General features: G+C 43.9%; 13 protein-coding genes and 1 pseudogene. 3 read left to right on the forward strand and 11 right to left on the reverse strand.

The genetic code is table 11. The features are described from left to right. Window positions 1-280 precede the first annotated feature (280 nt). Complete coding sequence (locus RDN93_RS07095) at window positions 281-1,105, reverse strand: DUF3845 domain-containing protein (RefSeq protein WP_308744845.1); 825 nt, start codon at window positions 1,103-1,105, stop codon at window positions 281-283. Window positions 1,106-1,120: 15 nt separating this feature from the next. Here RDN93_RS07095 and RDN93_RS07100 point away from each other — a divergent pair, with 15 nt between their 5' ends. Further along, entirely contained in the window at window positions 1,121-1,705 is a 585-nt protein-coding gene (locus tag RDN93_RS07100) for a cyclic nucleotide-binding domain-containing protein (RefSeq protein ID WP_308744846.1), read from the forward strand. Between the two features lie 34 nt (window positions 1,706-1,739). Here RDN93_RS07100 and RDN93_RS07105 read toward each other — a convergent pair whose 3' ends face one another. From RDN93_RS07105 to RDN93_RS07115, 3 genes are all read right to left on the reverse strand, one after another. After that, window positions 1,740-2,642, reverse strand: a complete 903-nt coding sequence (locus RDN93_RS07105) for a helix-turn-helix domain-containing protein (protein ID WP_308744847.1) — start codon at window positions 2,640-2,642, stop codon at window positions 1,740-1,742. Window positions 2,643-2,731: 89 nt separating this feature from the next. Further along, a complete protein-coding gene (locus tag RDN93_RS07110; RefSeq protein WP_308744848.1) occupies window positions 2,732-4,477 on the reverse strand; it encodes a bifunctional metallophosphatase/5'-nucleotidase in 1,746 nt (581 codons plus the stop codon). Beyond that, window positions 4,474-6,402 (reverse strand): HAMP domain-containing sensor histidine kinase, encoded by a 1,929-nt coding sequence (locus RDN93_RS07115; protein WP_308744849.1) that lies wholly within the window; start codon window positions 6,400-6,402, stop codon window positions 4,474-4,476. Before RDN93_RS07115 ends, RDN93_RS07110 begins: the two co-directional genes overlap by 4 nt. Window positions 6,403-6,519: 117 nt before the next feature. Here RDN93_RS07115 and RDN93_RS07120 point away from each other — a divergent pair, with 117 nt between their 5' ends. Further along, window positions 6,520-8,652 carry a Tex family protein gene (locus tag RDN93_RS07120; protein WP_308744850.1) on the forward strand — a complete coding sequence of 711 codons (2,133 nt, stop codon included), beginning with the start codon at window positions 6,520-6,522 and terminating at the stop codon, window positions 8,650-8,652. Here RDN93_RS07120 and RDN93_RS07125 read toward each other — a convergent pair. Next, window positions 8,624-9,520 carry a type II CAAX endopeptidase family protein gene (locus tag RDN93_RS07125; RefSeq protein ID WP_308744851.1) on the reverse strand — a complete coding sequence of 299 codons (897 nt, stop codon included), beginning with the start codon at window positions 9,518-9,520 and terminating at the stop codon, window positions 8,624-8,626. The two genes, RDN93_RS07120 and RDN93_RS07125, sit on opposite strands and share 29 nt — an antisense overlap. A gap of 103 nt (window positions 9,521-9,623) precedes the next feature. On the opposite strand from RDN93_RS07125, the gene RDN93_RS07130 reads away from it, so the two are divergent. Then, window positions 9,624-10,673, forward strand: a complete 1,050-nt coding sequence (locus tag RDN93_RS07130; protein WP_308744852.1) for a leucine-rich repeat domain-containing protein — start codon at window positions 9,624-9,626, stop codon at window positions 10,671-10,673. Window positions 10,674-10,737: 64 nt separating this feature from the next. Here the strand turns inward: RDN93_RS07130 and RDN93_RS07135 are convergent, their stop codons facing one another. From RDN93_RS07135 to RDN93_RS07160, 6 genes and pseudogenes are all read right to left on the reverse strand, one after another. Continuing rightward, complete coding sequence (locus tag RDN93_RS07135) at window positions 10,738-12,087, reverse strand: DUF4143 domain-containing protein (RefSeq protein ID WP_308744853.1); 1,350 nt, start codon at window positions 12,085-12,087, stop codon at window positions 10,738-10,740. A gap of 117 nt (window positions 12,088-12,204) precedes the next feature. Next, window positions 12,205-12,330 (reverse strand): annotated as a pseudogene (locus RDN93_RS07140) (type II toxin-antitoxin system RelE/ParE family toxin); the annotation flags it as partial. Window positions 12,331-12,449: 119 nt separating this feature from the next. After that, window positions 12,450-13,103 carry a leucine-rich repeat domain-containing protein gene (locus tag RDN93_RS07145; RefSeq protein WP_308744854.1) on the reverse strand — a complete coding sequence of 218 codons (654 nt, stop codon included), beginning with the start codon at window positions 13,101-13,103 and terminating at the stop codon, window positions 12,450-12,452. A 234-nt stretch (window positions 13,104-13,337) separates the two neighbouring features. Further along, the gene (locus RDN93_RS07150; RefSeq protein WP_073348387.1) at window positions 13,338-13,568 is read right to left on the reverse strand and encodes a hypothetical protein; all 231 of its coding nucleotides are present in this window, start codon (window positions 13,566-13,568) and stop codon (window positions 13,338-13,340) included. A 7-nt stretch (window positions 13,569-13,575) separates the two neighbouring features. Next, on the reverse strand, window positions 13,576-14,241 hold the full coding sequence (locus tag RDN93_RS07155; protein ID WP_308744855.1) for a hypothetical protein: 666 nt from the start codon (window positions 14,239-14,241) through the stop codon (window positions 13,576-13,578). A gap of 57 nt (window positions 14,242-14,298) precedes the next feature. Continuing rightward, a complete protein-coding gene (locus RDN93_RS07160) occupies window positions 14,299-18,069 on the reverse strand; it encodes a DUF6443 domain-containing protein (RefSeq protein WP_308744856.1) in 3,771 nt (1,256 codons plus the stop codon). Window positions 18,070-18,084 lie beyond the last annotated feature (15 nt).

Genomic DNA, 18,084 nt, shown 5'->3' on the forward strand with positions numbered 1-18,084 from the left:
ATAAGAAAGGGCATGAGTACCGTTTTTTAATGCAAATTCGGTGCAAATAGATTTTATAAATATCATAAGATATTAGTTATAAGCGTTTTATGTGGTGTAGAAAAACGCCTCTCACGCATGTAATACGAGTTCGATTCTCGTACCCACTACTATATGAATATCAGCCTCTTACCAATAAGTAAGAGGCTTTTTTTATTGCCCTATATCTATATCAAAGTATCGTTTTTTAGACATTATAAACGGGTATCTTCAAAAGAAAAAATGTCAATTGTAGTTCTAACTACATTCCCTCTTCTAATTTATATATCTCAAAGAAAGACTCCTTATCAATCCTTAGCCGAATTCTATCTTCCCGTTTCTGCCCTGCCAGATTCACGAATAAGTTGAAATATAGCTGGCTGAAAGAAAGGTTGGAACGATCATATTCTATATCGAACGTCCAGATTCTGCGGAAAGAGTCGAAATAGGCAAAAGATTGCTCCCCGCCTTTACACATGAAGACTTCCGGGAAAGATGTAGGTGGATACGGTTGGAATAAGCTCGCCAGTTGGGCATAAACAAAGTCGATCATCCATTCATCCCCCAACAAGGCCAATTCGCCTTTCAAGCGAAGTTTGACCGCATAAGCCGTAGTCACATCCGGCGAGGTATAGATAGGAACCTGGCTTTCTTCCGGATAATTGCCATCCTTATAGCCGAGACTCATCGTCAATCCCGACTTACCGATTCCATTAAACCCGTCGGCTACCTGACCATCAGCCAACTGATTTTTCAGATTCACCATAAACGTCAGTTTGCCGAGGGTAGGATCCCCCGGATATTGCGCTACCGTATCCAGCACATAATCTTCAGTATTATAACTCCGGGCAACCAATTCACCCTTTCCGTCTTCCATAGCCGGACCGCCATTCTCAACATCCACATTGCCTACCGGATAATATATAGCATCATTATCCCTCGTACAACCACAAAAACACAGCAGTAACACTGCCAATCCTATAATCTTATTCATTATCGTCTTACATCTTGATTTAGAGAACAAATATACATCTTTTTTGCAGCACACTTGATTTATGTCAACCGTTTTTAGTATTTTTGCACACATCAAGACAGAAAAGACATGGATACACTATTAAGAGATACCGTAAATGCCGTTGTAAACTCCCGTTTTCCCGAGATGAGTATAGAAGGAAGGCGGCAGATAGAAAGTATACTGATTCGTGAAGAATTCCCTAAAGGCGCCATCGCGCTGAATGAAGGAGAAGTAGCTCATGAAATCGTATTTGTCGGCAAAGGAATGCTCAGACAATACTACTATAAAAATGGGAAAGACGTCACCGAACATTTCTCCTATGAAGGTTGCATCGTCATGTGCATCGAGAGCTTTCTGAAGCAAGTGCCTACACGACTGATAGTAGAAACTCTGGAACCCTCCATAATCTATCTGTTCCCCCGGGACATGATACAGAAACTGGCAAGAGAGAACTGGGAAATCAATATGTTCTATCAGAAAATATTGGAATACTCCCTCATCGTATCACAGGTAAAAGCAGACTCCTGGCGCTTCGAATCCGCCCGCGAACGCTACAACCTCTTGCTCGAGACACACCCTGAAATCATCAAACGGGCTCCTTTGGCATACATAGCCTCATACCTGCTGATGACACCCGAAACATTAAGTCGCGTACGCTCCGGCGTTTTATAAAAACTGCCCTCAATAACGATAACAGAACTGCCCGTTATCGGCTTTTGCGGTATTCCTTGGGAGACATACCTGTATAATGCTTGAAATACTTCCCGAAGAACGACTGGTTCGCAAAGTTCAACCGGTCCGCAATCTCCTGTATATTCATACTTGAAGAATTCAGCAACGCTTTCGCTTCCAGAACTACAAATTCGTCAATCCACTCTCCCACGGTTTTTCCACTGACCTCTTTCACCACACCCGACAGATGCTTCGGTGTCAGACAAAGCTGATCCGCATAAAACCTCACACTACGCTCAGACTGGTAAGACTCAACCAAAGACTCATAAAAACGTTCGAAGATATACTCCTTTCTGCTCTTAGTTTTCGACGCAGCAGCCGCAGCAGGAGCGTGACTGTTAAAGATATTACAAAGTTCGAAGAAAAAGCCCTGCATCAATCCCATCACGGCTTCCTTGCGGTATGCACCCTCTTTGTCCCTCAGCCGTTTCCTCACAAATGCATGATACTCTTTCACCACTTCCTGCTCATGCGGAGTAAGACTAAAACACGGGTAATCCTTCAAATAAAAAAACAGCGAAAGCATATTCCCCGCTTTGGGCAATGTCTCCAATATATTCTTCGACACAGCAAAGAATATGCCCCTATAATTAGAGCTGAAGTATCGCCGTTCAATAATCTGATTCGGCAACGCCACCATCATCACCCCCGGAGACAGTTGATACTCGCGCAAACTGATATTTAAAGCCCCTTCTCCTTCCAGACAAAGCCCCACCGTCAACACTTCCATTTTACTGGGACCATCATATAAGGAAACAACGCTCTCCGTATCGAAGAGCGCTATATCATTATCAATAACATCAATGCAGTTTGAATCTAGATGCTTAGATTGAACCACCGAAGAAATACCAATCTTCGGAATACTTTGAATATCCATACTCTCTCTTTTTTACGACAAATATACCAGCAATAAATCAGACATACAAGTCAAGATAGGATATTACAGGACAAAACGACCATTTTTGGCTACTTATTGACCACCCCGAATAAATACTCCGAATCACGTTTGGCAGCAGGCACCGTCCACTCTTCCGGAACAAATTTCCACTGATTCAACGCTTTCGGGTCCATCACTCCCTTTTTCTCGATGTAATTCATCAGATAGAAACGAAGGTCCTTATCCGTAGAAAAAACGATGCGCTCCTTCAACTTCTCCTGAGGAATCCCCGACCCTTTCGTCAACAATTCTCCGCCGCCGTTGCCCCGGTAAGAGTTCAGCGCTACCCTGTAAATCTTATCCAAATGGAAAGGAGAACCATCCGCCATACTGACAATCGTCACCTTCTCCCCTTGCGGTTTCGTGACATCTACCGTATAAATAATGCCCGAAGCCGAATCAAAGTTAAAGCTGAAATTCTGGAAAGAAGCCCTGTCCTCTGCACCCTCACGACGTTTCTCCTTGAACCAGAGCAGATGGTCGTCCGGCGATTTCATTTGGTTAGTCCACATATAATACGACATTTCCAGGAAGTCCTTAATTTCCTTTCCCGACAATGTCATCACATACAACATATTCTCATACTTATATAAGTTGAACATATCGCTGACGTACACATCCCCCTTCTTTATCTCCGCGTCGAACGAAAGCGGAGCGGCAAAGGAAATCTCAGCCCCCGTGATGTCGAGCTGCAACGTATGTATCAAGTCGATAAAAGCAGAAGGACCGAAAAACGAAGGATGCGTAGAAATATCCTCGGTAAACGTGCCAATCTTCTTGGAAACGAACTTCTGCACCGCCTCATACTGCGGAGCGAAACGCTTCATAAAGTCCTCGCTGACACCATAATCCTTCGTAGCCGTCAGTACTCCCTGAATATCCTTGCCCACTACCTTGCCGTCTTTCATCCTGACAGTTACGTCAATATTGGACAAAACAACCCCATTGCTTGCCGGGTCGATAACCAGCACCGAATCTCCGGCAACATTCACCACTTTCTTACATTCACGGGCATGGTCGTGTCCCATCAACACCATATCAAAACCCGGTACATTCTTCGCCACATTCAAAGATGCATTCTCATTATATTTTCCCGACATCTTGAACGCTTCCTGTCCCGCATGGAACAGTCCGATTACCAAGTCCGGCTTTTCCGTTTCACGGATAATCTTCATCCACTTGCGTGCCGTCTCTTCCATATCGTCGAAACGCAACCCCTTCCACAGATTTTCAGAAAGCCATGCCGGGATAGCAGGCGTAATCATTCCAAGAACAACAATCTTCACACCGTCACGTTCCAGCACCTTATAAGGCGGAAGATGCGTCTTTCCCGTAGAAGTATCCATGATATTGGCACCCAATACAGGAAAGTCACAAGTACCAATCCAACGGTCGAATACCGCGCGTCCCGTTTCCACATCATGGTTACCCATGTTGCCGGCATCATACTTCATATAATTCATCATTTCCGCGCAAAGATGCGGAGACACGGTATCAATGTAATTATAATAATAAGCGGTAGGCTGCCCTTGCAGAATATCCCCGTTATCCAACAATATCAAGTTGCCCTTATACTGCTGCCGCTCTTTCTGCACAAACGAGTAGATGCGCGCCAGACTGCCTTTCCACTCCTGGCGGGTGATAAAATTGTAAGGATAATAATTGCCGTGCACGTCGCTTGTTTCTACAATCTTCAGCTTCACTACTTTTTCCTGCGCTGCCACCGACAGCACCAGGCATAGAAGCCAGAAATAAATCAATGTAATCCGTTTCATTCTTTTTCTATTTTTAGCGGATGCGAGAATACGAAGCGAGCCCCACCGGTATAGTCGGAATCAATCCATATAGCACCCTTCCATTTATAAACAATCAATTTGCAGATAGACAACCCCAGACCTGTTCCCTGAGCATATTCGTTCAGCTTCTCAAAACGTTCGAACACAAGTCCCTGCTTCTCTTTCGGGATGCCGCATCCCGTGTCCGTCACTGAGAAAACAGCCATTTGCTTCTCCTCATCTATCGAAAAGTCCAACGTAATCTTTCCTTTTTTCGTGAACTTATCAGCATTGGACATCAGGTTGATTATCACCTGCTGCATACGCTGCACGTCCGTCACCATTCGGTAAGTCTCAACCTCCGAAGTAAACAGGAACCGGTTGTCCGACGACTGCCGCGAGAAACTGACCGAAGCGACAACCTGCCTGCACAACTGCACCACGTCGCACTCTTCCCAAGTCAAAGTCACCCGGTTGGCTTCCAAGCGTGAAAGGTCGAGAATATCATTAATCAGACGAAGCAGCAAGTCCGAGTTCGTTTTGATAATCTGATAATAAGACTGCTGCTCCTCTTCCGTACAGTCGCCTACGGCAAGCACATCCGAGAATCCGACAATCGAATTCAACGGTGTCCGTATCTCATGGCTCATATTAGCCAGAAAAGCACTCTTCAGGCGATTGGACTCTTCCGCCCTGTCCTTCGCTGTGCGCAAATCCTTTTCCGACTTCAACAGTTCATCTTTCAGACGCTTGGTGCGGAAATAAAAGAAAAGAGAAATAAACAGCCCCAACGTCACTATCACAAACAAAGCACACGCCGACCATATCTGATACATATATTGCTGATAAAACGAAACCGGCTGATTGACAAGCTGCACATCGAAAGGCAACCCGTTCGGATTCACTCCCCACTCTTTGACCTTCCGGCTGTCCAGCACCGCCTTACTACCGATAATCTCCAGATGTTTCTCCACATCGCCCGCCTGATTATCCAGCCGGACGGATTCCATCGCCATTTCTCTTCCCACCTTCCGATAATCCGGCAACACGCCGCCGATAGCCCAATACCCCAGACTCACCGATGAAGGCGTAAACGCCGGAATAGTGGGAGTCGCTTCCATCATCGCATACGTGGCGTTCCGCATGAAATATCCCTCGTTCATATCCACCCGCCAAGTTCCCACCATAATCACCGTATTTTCCGGCAGATGCCTCAGTTCCTCGACAATAGTATAAATCGTATGTTTCCGCCCGTCCATCAGAATCAAGTCCAGATCGGGGAATTTCTTCATCTCCCTTCGCACCAATGCCTGCATGGTCACTCCGCCATAGGTATTGTCCGAGATAAAAGCGATATGCTTCGTCTTCGGATAAAACGCCTGAATCATGCGGATATTATCCTCTATATTATAATGGTTGATAAAGCCCGATTTCAGTTCGGGGATATTCAGATGGTCGTCAAAGATATCGACCGATTCGGGCATCCAGCTATCGAGGTCCGCCATCGCATCCTTCGGCAATATCACCACATTGCTGCTGACCAGGCTACACATCACAGGCACTTTCACCTGCATCGAATCCCTCTGCGACAAATAAGCCGCCCATGCTTCCTGTCCCAACAAAATAATCTGAGCCGGACGGCTCTCCCCCTTATATTTAGAAAGAATCTGCGTCATCATATCGCTCCACAAAGGAGACTCGGAGAAACTTTTGCAGTTCATGTTCTCGATGATAATATCCCGCTTTCCATCCAACTTCTTATACTCTTCCATATAATCTGAAATCGTCACCGAAGTCTGGTGCGCAGCCGGATTATAAGAACAGATAATCAGAATCGGATTCTTATCTTTAGAGACAGCAAAAACTTCCATTGACTGTAGAAGCCAAATGAAAAAGATAAAAAGATGCCCGGAATATCTTAGCATAATAATGCAGTTTTGATGTGTCAATTCATTTATTTAAACCGCAAATATAATAAAACTTGTCGGGTTTATGAGATTTATATGTATTTTTGTCGCTCATTCATTTTCAAAAAATTGTTTATGGAATTATTTCACAAAATGATTTCCGGACTACTGGGAATACCGGAAAAACAAATAAGCAGCACACTCCGCCTTTTGGGTGAAGGTGCTACGATTCCTTTTATCAGCCGCTACCGTAAAGAAGTTACGGGCGGGCTGGATGAAGTCCAGATAGAGCAAATCAAGGAACAACACGATAAGTTGTGCGACATAGCCAAACGGAAAGAGACGATTCTCAGCACCATCACCGAACAGGGAAAGCTGACCGCCGAACTGGAAAAACGTATCAACGACACCTGGAATCCGACGGAACTGGAAGACATCTATCTCCCCTACAAGCCCAAACGGAAGACACGTGCCGAAGCAGCCCGCCAGAAAGGACTGGAACCGCTTGCCACTATCCTGATGTTACAAAGAGAAAACAACCTCGACGCCCGTGCCGCATCTTTCGTGAAAGGTGAAGTGAAAGACGTGGAAGACGCTCTGAAAGGAGCCCGTGACATCATCGCCGAACAAGTAAACGAAGACGAACGTGCCCGTAATGCCGTACGTAACCAATTCGCCCGACAGGCCGAAATCAGCGCCAAAGTACTGAAAGGCAAAGAGGAAGAAGCCGCCAAGTACCGTGATTACTTCGACTTCTCCGAACCGCTGAAACGCTGCACTTCGCACCGCCTGCTGGCCATCCGCCGGGCAGAATCGGAAGGACTGCTGAAAGTCTCCATCACCCCGGACGACGAAGCGTGCATCGAACGCCTGGAACGCCAGTTCGTACGCGGCAACAACGAATGCAGCCGGCAAGTGAACGAAGCCACCATTGATGCTTACAAACGCCTGCTCAAACCTTCCATCGAAACAGAATTTGCCGCCCAATCGAAAGAGAAGGCGGACGATGAAGCCATCCGCGTATTCACCGAAAACCTTCGCCAACTACTTCTCGCAGCTCCCTTGGGACAAAAACGGGTGCTCGCCATCGACCCCGGATTCCGTACCGGATGCAAGGTCGTCTGTCTCGACGCACAAGGAAACCTGCTGCATAACGAAAATATCTACCCGCATCCGCCGGTCAACAAAACCAGTGAGGCGGCAGCAAAACTCCGCAAGATGGTCGAAGCCTATCAGATAGAAGCCATCTCTATCGGCAACGGAACGGCAAGCCGCGAAACGGAAGACTTCATCAGCCGCCAAAGTTTCGACCGCCAGATTCCCGTATTTGTAGTCAGCGAGCAGGGAGCTTCCATCTATTCGGCTTCCAAAATCGCCCGCGACGAATTTCCCGAATATGACGTGACGGTCAGAGGAGCTGTTTCCATCGGACGCCGACTGATGGACCCGTTGGCGGAATTAGTGAAAATAGACCCAAAATCCATCGGAGTCGGTCAGTACCAGCACGATGTAGACCAGGCGAAACTGAAGAAAGCGCTCGACCAGACCGTAGAGAACTGCGTGAACCTCGTCGGAGTCAACCTGAACACGGCAAGCAGCCATCTGCTGACCTATATTTCCGGTTTAGGCCCGCAACTGGCGCAAAATATCGTCAACTACCGGGCAGAAAACGGCGCCTTCGGCTCACGTAAGGAATTGATGAAAGTCCCGCGCATGGGCGCAAAAGCCTTCGAGCAGTGTGCAGGATTCTTACGTATCCCCGGAGCAAAGAACCCGCTGGACAACACAGCCGTGCATCCCGAAAGCTACCACATCGTAGAGCAGATGGCAAAAGACCTGAAATGTACCGTCGACGAACTAATAGCCGACAAGGAACTTCGCCAGAAGATTAACATCTCCGACTATATCACTCCCACCGTCGGTCTGCCTACCTTACAGGATATCCTGCAAGAGCTTGACAAACCGGGACGTGACCCGCGTAAAGCTATCAAGGTATTCGAATTTGACAAGAACGTGCGCACCATAGCCGATTTGCGCGAAGGCATGATTCTTCCGGGCATTGTCGGCAATATCACCAATTTCGGCGCTTTCGTCGATATAGGAATCAAGGAGAACGGACTCGTGCATCTCTCCCAGCTAGCCGAACGGTTCATCTCCGACCCGACGGACGTTGTATCCATCCATCAGCAAGTCATGGTGAGAGTGATGAACGTAGATACCGACCGGAAACGGATTCAACTCAGCATGATCGGGGTACCGCAAGACTGATTGCCTCTCTCTTCTCTCCCCACCAGACTATCAGAATCGTTAATACAATCATAAGTACTGTGCAAATGAGCGAGCCTTCAAACCCGAAGGCTCCGCCATTCAGCACATTTTCTTCGGGCATATGCAATTTCAGCATCGTAGACATGAAATCGTTTCCGCTCACCTGGTAGCCCAAAATCGGGCCTTGTATCCAGTTCCAGAAAAGATGCAGTGAAATGGGGAAACAAAGATTCCGGGTATATAAATAGGATGCCCCCAACAACATACCTGCCAACACAAGATTTATCATCGGCAGGAAGTCTATCTCCGGATTAAAGATATGCAGGAATGCGAACAACGCCGCCGAAATGAACTGCGACAGAAATTTATTTAAACGAGTATGCAGCAGATGCCCCAGAATATACCCGCGCATCAGAATCTCTTCAAACAGCGCGACTAACAGAAAAAACAGCAACGCCCCCAGTAAATCCAACGGTTTGAACTGAAACCCGGTCACTTCCACTTCTCCCATGACCAGAGACAACCCGAAACCTACCAGATACAGCAAAGCAGCTATCAGAAATCCATACCACAACCCTTTGGCGTGCCCCTTGACGGACAATCCCAAATCGGAGAACGGACGCCGCTCCAACCGGAGCATAATGACAGCAGCAGTAAGAACAGCCAGCAGCATACTGCCTTCCAGCAGAATATATCCCACCATCCCCGGATGACGTGCTTCCACACCAAGCACCAACGACAAGAACCCTTGAGCCAATATACCATACAATCCCATAAATACCAAAAACACCACAATAAACAGTGGGATGCATACCCATACAGGGAGTCTCTTAGGCTCTTTCTTCTCTACGATGTTGTCTGCCGTCATTTTTACAATTTGTTAATCCGGCTACAAAATTAGATATAAAACATAAAAAAACATCATGTAATCTCTATTTTTCCTATATTTGTCAGAACAAATCCGCAAAATTATGAAATTTAAACTACTATTGATAAGCTTCTTATTGGCTGCCAACTCATTAGGGGCCACAGCGCAAGTGAGTAAAACGTATTATGTAAGCAAACCGGGAACACTGATTTCCATGATGACTGAGGACGAAGCAAATGCCGTCACCCACCTCACCCTTACCGGGAAATTGAATGCCGAAGACTTCAGACACCTGCGTGATGAGTTCGACAACCTGAAAGTGCTGGATATTTCGAATGCCGAAATAAAGATGTACAGCGGGAAATCGGGAACCTATCCCAACGGCAAGTTCTACATTTATATGCCGAACTTTATCCCTGCCTATGCTTTCTCCAGCGTAGTGGACGGAGTGACCAAAGGCAAACAAACTTTAGAAAAAGTAATCCTCTCCGAAAAGACCAAGAATATCGAAGACGCCGCTTTCAAAGGCTGCGAGAATCTGAAAATATGCCAGATTCGCAAAAAGACAGCTCCCAACCTGTTGCCGGAAGCATTAGCAGACAGCGTTACCGCTATCTTCGTCCCGCTGGGCAGCAGCGACGCTTACCGCTACAAGGACAGATGGCAGAACTTTGCTTTCATCGAAGGTGAACCGGTAGAAGCTACTTTGCAAGTAGGACTTATGGGCAAACTAGAAGAAGAGATTCTGAAAGCAGGTCTTCAACCCCGCGACATCAACTTCCTGACCGTTGAAGGTAAACTGGACAATGCCGATTTCAAACTAATCCGCGATTATATGCCGAATCTGGTATCGGTCGATATTTCCAAAACAAATGCAACGGCTATCCCCGATTTTACTTTCGCGCAAAAGAAGTATCTGCTGAATATGAAATTGCCTCATAATCTGAAGTCTATCGGACAGCGCGTGTTCAGCAACTGCGGTCGCCTGTGCGGTACTTTGGAACTGCCGGCTAGTGTGACAGCTATTGAGTTCGGGGCATTTATGGGATGCGACAACCTGCGTTATGTGTTGGCTACGGGAGACAAGATTACAACGCTGGGCGATAGTTTGTTTGGAGACGGTGTGCCGAGCAAGTTGGTTTATAAGAAATAAGAAGAAAAGAATTGCCCTGATATCGGTTGAGTTTAATCAGCCTATATCAGGGCAAATAATCTCTTTAAAACGTTCCAATTACCGCATCATCAGGCTCAAAAAACATAATATAATAAATAGGAATATAAGTAACTCCGCTTTTCTGATAAACCTTCTGCTCATTAGACAGGACAAACGCCTGGTGAATATTATATGTTTCTACTTTCAAGAACTTAGTGAGCGCACTATGAACAGTGTAGTCTTTGCCTGATTTGATTTCCAAAGGTATCACACTAAGATTATCAGCATCATCTATCAAGAAATCGACTTCTCCATTATTTTTATTATCATAGTAATACAAATTAAATCCATGTGCACGCAACTCTTGAGCAACAACCGTTTCATAAACCGAACCTAGATTTATGCTTTGTACGTCCTGCATAATAGCCTGTATATTATTCTTAAAGAACAAACCCGTGAGTAACCCCACATCATTCAAATAGAGTTTGAGCAAGTTCTTGCCACAGTTCTCCACTAAGGGATAACTGGGAGCACTGATAGCTTTCACTTCCAGAACTACTCCGGCAGAGATGAGATAATCAAATTCTTCCTCATAATCTGCCATTCGCTTACCTTTCTTCCCTTCAATATCTTTTGCCACCATACGTTTTTTCTTGTTCTCCAAATTGGATGGAACCAAGCTATACACACGCTGTATCTTCAATTTTGCATGGTCTTTTTCATACTTTGAAGCATCTACGCCATAAAGGGTGAGAATATCTTCCTGTATTTTACGGATAGCCATCACATTCTTCTCTTCAACAAATGTCTTCACAGCATCAGGCAATCCGCCTACAATCAAATATTTCTTGAATAAGTCGAGCATTTTAGCATGTAGAGAATCAGGTAAGGACTGGCTTTGCAGAAACTGAGTCCTCATAGTGGAAATAGCAAGTTCACCTATACCATTGGCAATGATAAACTCTTCAAAATCCATAGGATACATGTGTTTAATCTCAATACTTCCTAAAGGAATAGAAGATGTATTTTTCAATGTTACACCTAATAATGAACCACTCGCTATATAGGTAAATCGGTTGTCCGCCTTCAAGAACTTCAACAAGGTGAGCAGATGGTCATAAGCCTGAATCTCATCAATAAAAACAAGCGTATCCATACGCTCTTTCATCCTGTCACCCGCCACTACACTCAATGCCAGGTAGAAATCATTCACAGTCTTGGCATCCGCAAAGATTCTATCTCCCAACTTATCCTCTTCCATGTTTACCTCTATATAGTTCTTATAGAGTTTCTGTCCGGCATGACGGATAATAAAAGACTTACCTATCTGCCGTGCCCCATCGACGATCAATACTTTGTTAGAGTCCGTCTGCAAATAGTTCTCGATATAACTTTCAATCTTACGATATAGCATATTACACTTTTCTATAATTTATCAGGCCACAAATATACACTTTTCGAATAATATTAAGACTGATAAAATACACTTTTCATATAAATATAACTATTTCATGGCATACTTTTCGGCTAATTATAGAAAACCAAAAGAATTACCCTGATATAAACTGGTCATAAGTCGTTCGGCTCTTTTTATTTCTTCGGGTGGGGTCTTTTGCGTCTTTTTCTGAAAGCCACTTAACAGAACCACCAACTTATTACATTCGAGCAAACTAAAAAAGGCTTATTTTATACAAATACAAACATTTAATATTCATATCCCCCCTGACATAAGGTTGATGTATAAGATGGACAACCTTCGTCTTTCATATGTTCTTATTAGAAAAAAATAGCTATCACATTAGGATTCTGCTTCCCCCATCCTTCATTTTCCCATCTTTTTTTCAATTCGAGAGACATTAAGATAGTTAGTTCTTGAATATTATTCTCATTGTCAGTTTGCGGGTCGAAGTATAAAATATTAAGTTTGTTACAATCTCGCATATCCAATTCTTTGATTCGATTGTTTCTGCAATCTATATGTATCATCTCTGTACATTCTCTAAGTTTTAAATTCTGAATTTGATTGTTTGAGCAACAAAGTATCCCTAAATTAGCACATCCACTTGCATTAATGGTTTTCAAATAATTATTTGAGCAATAAAACTGGCGAAGGTTTCGTAGATAACTAACATCAAGAGATGTCAATCGGTTGCCGTTACAAGATAATCGAGTGAGACTGACCAGATTATTAATACCTGTCAGACTTATGCATTGTACCTCATCAAGATTTAAAGATTTAATCTCCCCCAGGGCTCTTAATGTAGTTTCGTCGTTCAAGTCGATATGTCCATTTTCTGTAATAGGAATATCATAATGATCATGAAGATAAGTAATAAATATCGGGTCATCAAATTCTTCCCATTCACTCTCGGATTTGCATGAGACAAGACAGAATATTATTAACCCTGCTATAAAAAGTTTGTGTGCCATAGTATAATAGTATATTAGTTAAACTCAACATTCTTATTTTACTATCAATCAAGAGGGTATATTGCAGTGTTGAGTGCTTTCTATCCTGGAGATTAGTTTTGTATCGTAAAGGTAGAATAAATTTATTGGATAATAACACTTTTTATTCAAAATCTGAGAAATATATTTCAAAGGATAAGTATGAACCCTGATATAAGTTGTTTTTAGTTCAACTTATATCAGGGTGGATAACTGCTACTTTAATAAAGAATGTATCCATTCACGAGGTATACCGATAAAGTGGTCATAGCCTACAATATGATTATTAAATGCGACAACAATTATAAAAATAATTGCTGCAATAAGTATCATCCATGATCCTATTTTTGCTACCCATCCGGTGAAGTCTTTATCATAATATTCTTGTTTTTTCTTCCTTTCAATATGGGTGTTCTTAGTCGTCCATTTTTTCTTTCTTTTCCTCATAAATATATTAATGTTGAATAATTGTCGGCAAAACCCGTCTTACTGTTACTCCAGGCTGAAATCTTTCGGGATGAATATAAAATTCAGTCTGTATAATTTCTTTTGGAGATAAGCCGAGTCTATCTTGTATGACTTGTTTACGTTCGGCAAGCATTTCAATAATTTCTATCATTGATTTACCTGTAAAATCGACTTCTCCCAATTCCTTTTCGATATCTCTTGCTTCTGCTTCATACTCAAGCTGTTGCATAGCCAATCGAGGGTCATCAATTACTATCTCTGTACTGTTTTGAACGACGCCATTTTCTCCATAACGTACAGTACTAACGAGACTAATCAGCAATTCTTTGAAATCCTTATAGCTATTTACAAGATCTATGCCGCCAGAGATTTTCATTCCCCACTCATTATTATTACTCATCTGCACCTCATTTCCCCCAGGAGTATTGACTGTTTGTAAAAGAATAGGTGGTTCCATTGCTACTATTTGCCTTGTTCCTTTCCCACGATAAGACACAGAAGTCTTTTGCGTATAAGACTGCGGTCTCACACCTCTTGGATAAAATGCATAAGGATTAGGTCTGCCCGCATTCCTATATCCTCTTCTTACAGGTGGTCTTGTAGGTCTTGGTTGATTCCCATCCGGATCGACATGTTTAATTGGGTTATCCAAACAATAATTGTATGCACTTAATGAAGGAAACTTTTCAGCCGAAGGATCTACTACATGTCATCTTCCTATCGCTGCATCATACATTCTTGCTCCGTAATCATGCCAATCCAACCCGTTCTTTCTGTCTAGTTCCTTACCATTATATTTATAGTCCTGAACTGAACCAAAAGAAGAAGCCATCAACCCACCGAACGGATAGTAATGATTCACCTCTTCCACTAGCCCGTTTTGGTCAATAACTACACGATTGTTTCCTTGATGATCTTGTAAGAAGTAATGATAGACAGTATCCGAAAGAGTGATGTATCCTTGTCCGGTCAACAACTTGTCAAGCATTCCATTTTCATAGATCGCATTGTCACAGTAGTTGGTGGTAGTCGTGTTTCCATCTATTATGTGTGTAGTACGAAGTTTTGTTCCGTTTGCATCATAAAGATAAGAAATGCTATTCCCATCCTCAAACTGTATCCGACTGGGTAAATTTAAACAATTATACTGAATACCAGTAATCTTTTTGTTTAAATCTTGTGTTAAATTACCATTGGCATCATAAGAGTATTCCACATCATGCTTTGCCCCGTCTTTGAAATCGAAGCCATTGGCACACACCGAACTCACAGAGTTGTCATTTACAACTTGCAATTGATTACCATTATAAGACAAAGACAAATCATCAATCAAGCCATATACAGAAGAAGCGGTCTGTCCGTATCGTTTCAAACCAAGGATATTTCCCATCTTGTCATATGCCGTCACCTGCTCATTAAACCGGTTTGAGTTATCGGTCAAAGAAGCTCCTTCACCGTAAACGGCGTCTTTCAATCGTGAAAGGCCATCGTAGGAGAATTTATAACCATATGTTGTCAATGTATCCGTCTGCCAGGTCATGCTGCTGACATCACCGTTGTAGCAAGGAGTACCCGTACCATCCGTATAGTGAAGCGACTGTTTAAAAACGGGGCTGTCGATAGCCGTCAACCAATCACGAATGTTGTAGCAGTTGGTAGTGGTCAGAGAATCTTTTCCGTTGATGCGGGTAAGCCTTTTCATTCTGCCGATTTCATCGAAAGAGTAGAGGAAGCCGATGGTATCGTTTCCACATACATGATTCTCACGGGTCAGCCTTCCCGAATGGTCATAAGTGTAGTTCTTGCTTAAAGCGATATCACCACCATATTCTTCACAAACAGCAGTAGGATTTCCGCTAAAGTTAAAGAAAGACTTTTTCACCAAAGTAATGCCGTTCAAAGTAGTATGGCGTGACTGGATTAAATTTCGGTTGTAATCGTAATAATAACAACCGTATAATTCTTCACCGCTTTCCAGCGTGCGGGTCATGCTTCCGGTAAGCAAGCCTTTGCAATGCAGATTGGAATTGTCTGCATATTGCTTGCCGTAATTCTCATCCTCCACATAGTCCAGCGAAGCATTGAAGCCTGGCAAATACCCTTTAAAATCATATGCATCATAATAATTCGCTTTCAGAACTTCAAGGCTGTCCGGATTGATTCCCGACGGATAATGAAGCACGTAGCCGTAGAGAGCCGAAGTGTTTTCCGGTTCAAAACTGGCGTATACGTTTAATGCGTCATAATGAGAGGCGTTTAATGTTCCGTGATAGATACCCGATAATACAGACCGTTCCGACAAGTCTGAAAGTTGGAAACTCCATTCATCACGTTTCCTTTGATTGCCGTCGCGGGTGAAAAGCAAGCGGTCAGTGGTGTCATAGATCATTTCCTGCCAGTCACAGCCCGGAAGCTTCTTTGCGATGCAGCGGTTGCGATAGTCGTAACAATACTGATAGGCGTATTTATCTAACATAGTCCGGCAAGCTTCGCCATCCGGTAGTTCTCCCGTCTGAAGAAGTGACGAGAAATTATCGGTAGCTACGGGCGGCAGGACGAAGCACAAGTTACCGTAGTCGTCATACACATGGTAGGTGTCCAGTGTATCATTATCAGCGATGTTTCGGTTTAAAATGACATGTCCTTGCTTGTCGGTGAAGCTGTAGGCCGTATGTCCGTCTTCATCTTCCGCCGACTCTGTTTTTAGTTCATAGGCAGGATATGTGCCATGCTGTAGGAGCCGGGGAAGCTCCCTTGCTCCCCCGCTGCTCAACCATAGGCAATGGTCGTCGGATGTGTTGACACGGTAATCATGCTTGATGCCGTGTCCGGAAGTTTGCCATTTTTCTCCGGGGCCGTATTCTTCCTTTATGAGGTTTAATGACGAACCGTCATAAACAGTAGAGTTACAGGCATAGTTATCACCATATAGTTTGCCGGCATTCGAAATGAAGTCTTCCGGTTGCATCCATACTCCCGATGTGTTCCCGGCACGCTCGGCAGGTAGCCATTGGCGACTGTCACGTCCCAGTTCGTCATATTCGCGATACGTTATCAAATCCTTTCTCACAGGCGAGGCTTTATATTCAATCTCCTGAACAGGTCTTCCCAAATGGTCGTAATATCGAATCTGATGCCGGGCTTTGCTCAAGTAGGAGAAATTGGCTACGGAGTCACTGCCGATAGTCGGGGCAATCGTTTGAATGTAGTTTCGGGTGGCGGAAGGAATATAACTTTCCGGCTGCTCGGGGATTTCAGGTTCAGGTTCAGGTTTTGGTTCCGGATCAGGTTCTGGCGTTGGTTCAGGTTCCGGATCGGGCTCCGGATGGATGAACCCATTTAAAACTAAAGCTCCGTCAAGTCCTTCTCCCCCTTCGCAAAACAGATAATATATGCCCGGTTCAAGGTCGCAGTACAGTTCAGTACTATACATACGGAAGGGAGCCTTCATTATCACCTCTTTTCTTTCATTAAGCAAGGTCATGAAAACCCGACTTTTCTCGGGTCGAGATGAATAATAAACATAGAAATGACACCATGAGCTCATTTCCAAATTGAAAGAATAGAAAATGTCTTTTTCCTTTTCGCCGTATGTATCAGCCAGTTGAGATATATCGGTGCTGATATAGATAGATCCGTTTTTGTCTATTGGAATAGGATTATCTATCGTATTGCCCATCTGATCCGCCACAGTGATTCTTATGTTCGCATTGCAGTATCCGTCTTCCACAGGAACGCTTACCATATATTTGCCGGGAGCCAATACCTGTTGTGTTATCTTACTTTCTACGCTTTGCGCTATCATCCCGCCTTTTTCATCCTTCAAAATCAGTGTGCTGCTTCCGGTTTCATATGCTTCTATGTCAATGGTCATATTACATTCCACGGAAAGTTGATAGTATAATGTTCGTTTTCCCCGATATGCTGCATTCCAATTGGAAATCACCGACTGATATAACGGAATCACTATCGGAGCATTCTGTGAAGCCGACGCAGCTTGCGCATAAATATTTGTTTTTAGTTCCGGCAGACAGTCCGAATGGAGCTTTTCTCCTTTTCTTGTTCCGGTCAGTTTGTAGTATCCCGCCGGTAATGACATACAAACGAATGCTTGTGCATCTGTCAGATTCAATGTATCCCCTCTTACTTTGCCTGCGGCATCAGTGCTGGCCCATAAACTGGCGGTGCGTTTAGCGCGACTATAATCATGAGCTTCCGTTATCAAAGCATAAGCTGTCCCTTCTTCCGCCCTCTTCCATAAACAAAGAGAAGTGCTATCTGCCAAAGTTCCGGCATGATTGACCGTCACTACCATCGGATACTCCAAGTGGAAAAGGTATTCTGTTGAAGCATCATTGGTTTCTATATGGTTTTCGTATATATAACGCAGTTCTTTGAGGTCTGTTTCTTCTGCCGAAGTTGTGCTTGCCGCCAACAGAAAGGCAAATGCCAGTATCAATCTTGAAAATGTTGTTTTCATGTTTCGGATAGATAT

It is taken from the genome of uncultured Bacteroides sp., assembly GCF_902491285.1.
Lineage (GTDB): Bacteria > Bacteroidota > Bacteroidia > Bacteroidales > Bacteroidaceae > Bacteroides.

Bases quoted from the DNA above. Each gene is read 5' to 3' on its own strand.
- RDN93_RS07095 (WP_308744845.1), bottom strand. From the start codon at position 1,105: ATGTGTGCAAAAATACTAAAAACGGTTGACATAAATCAAGTGTGCTGC.
- RDN93_RS07100 (WP_308744846.1), top strand. From the start codon at position 1,121: ATGGATACACTATTAAGAGATACCGTAAATGCCGTTGTAAACTCCCGT.
- RDN93_RS07105 (WP_308744847.1), bottom strand. From the start codon at position 2,642: ATGGATATTCAAAGTATTCCGAAGATTGGTATTTCTTCGGTGGTTCAA.
- RDN93_RS07110 (WP_308744848.1), bottom strand. From the start codon at position 4,477: ATGAAACGGATTACATTGATTTATTTCTGGCTTCTATGCCTGGTGCTG.
- RDN93_RS07115 (WP_308744849.1), bottom strand. From the start codon at position 6,402: ATGCTAAGATATTCCGGGCATCTTTTTATCTTTTTCATTTGGCTTCTA.
- RDN93_RS07120 (WP_308744850.1), top strand. From the start codon at position 6,520: ATGGAATTATTTCACAAAATGATTTCCGGACTACTGGGAATACCGGAA.
- RDN93_RS07125 (WP_308744851.1), bottom strand. From the start codon at position 9,520: ATGACGGCAGACAACATCGTAGAGAAGAAAGAGCCTAAGAGACTCCCT.
- RDN93_RS07130 (WP_308744852.1), top strand. From the start codon at position 9,624: ATGAAATTTAAACTACTATTGATAAGCTTCTTATTGGCTGCCAACTCA.
- RDN93_RS07135 (WP_308744853.1), bottom strand. From the start codon at position 12,087: ATGCTATATCGTAAGATTGAAAGTTATATCGAGAACTATTTGCAGACG.
- RDN93_RS07145 (WP_308744854.1), bottom strand. From the start codon at position 13,103: ATGGCACACAAACTTTTTATAGCAGGGTTAATAATATTCTGTCTTGTC.
- RDN93_RS07150 (WP_073348387.1), bottom strand. From the start codon at position 13,568: ATGAGGAAAAGAAAGAAAAAATGGACGACTAAGAACACCCATATTGAA.
- RDN93_RS07160 (WP_308744856.1), bottom strand. From the start codon at position 18,069: ATGAAAACAACATTTTCAAGATTGATACTGGCATTTGCCTTTCTGTTG.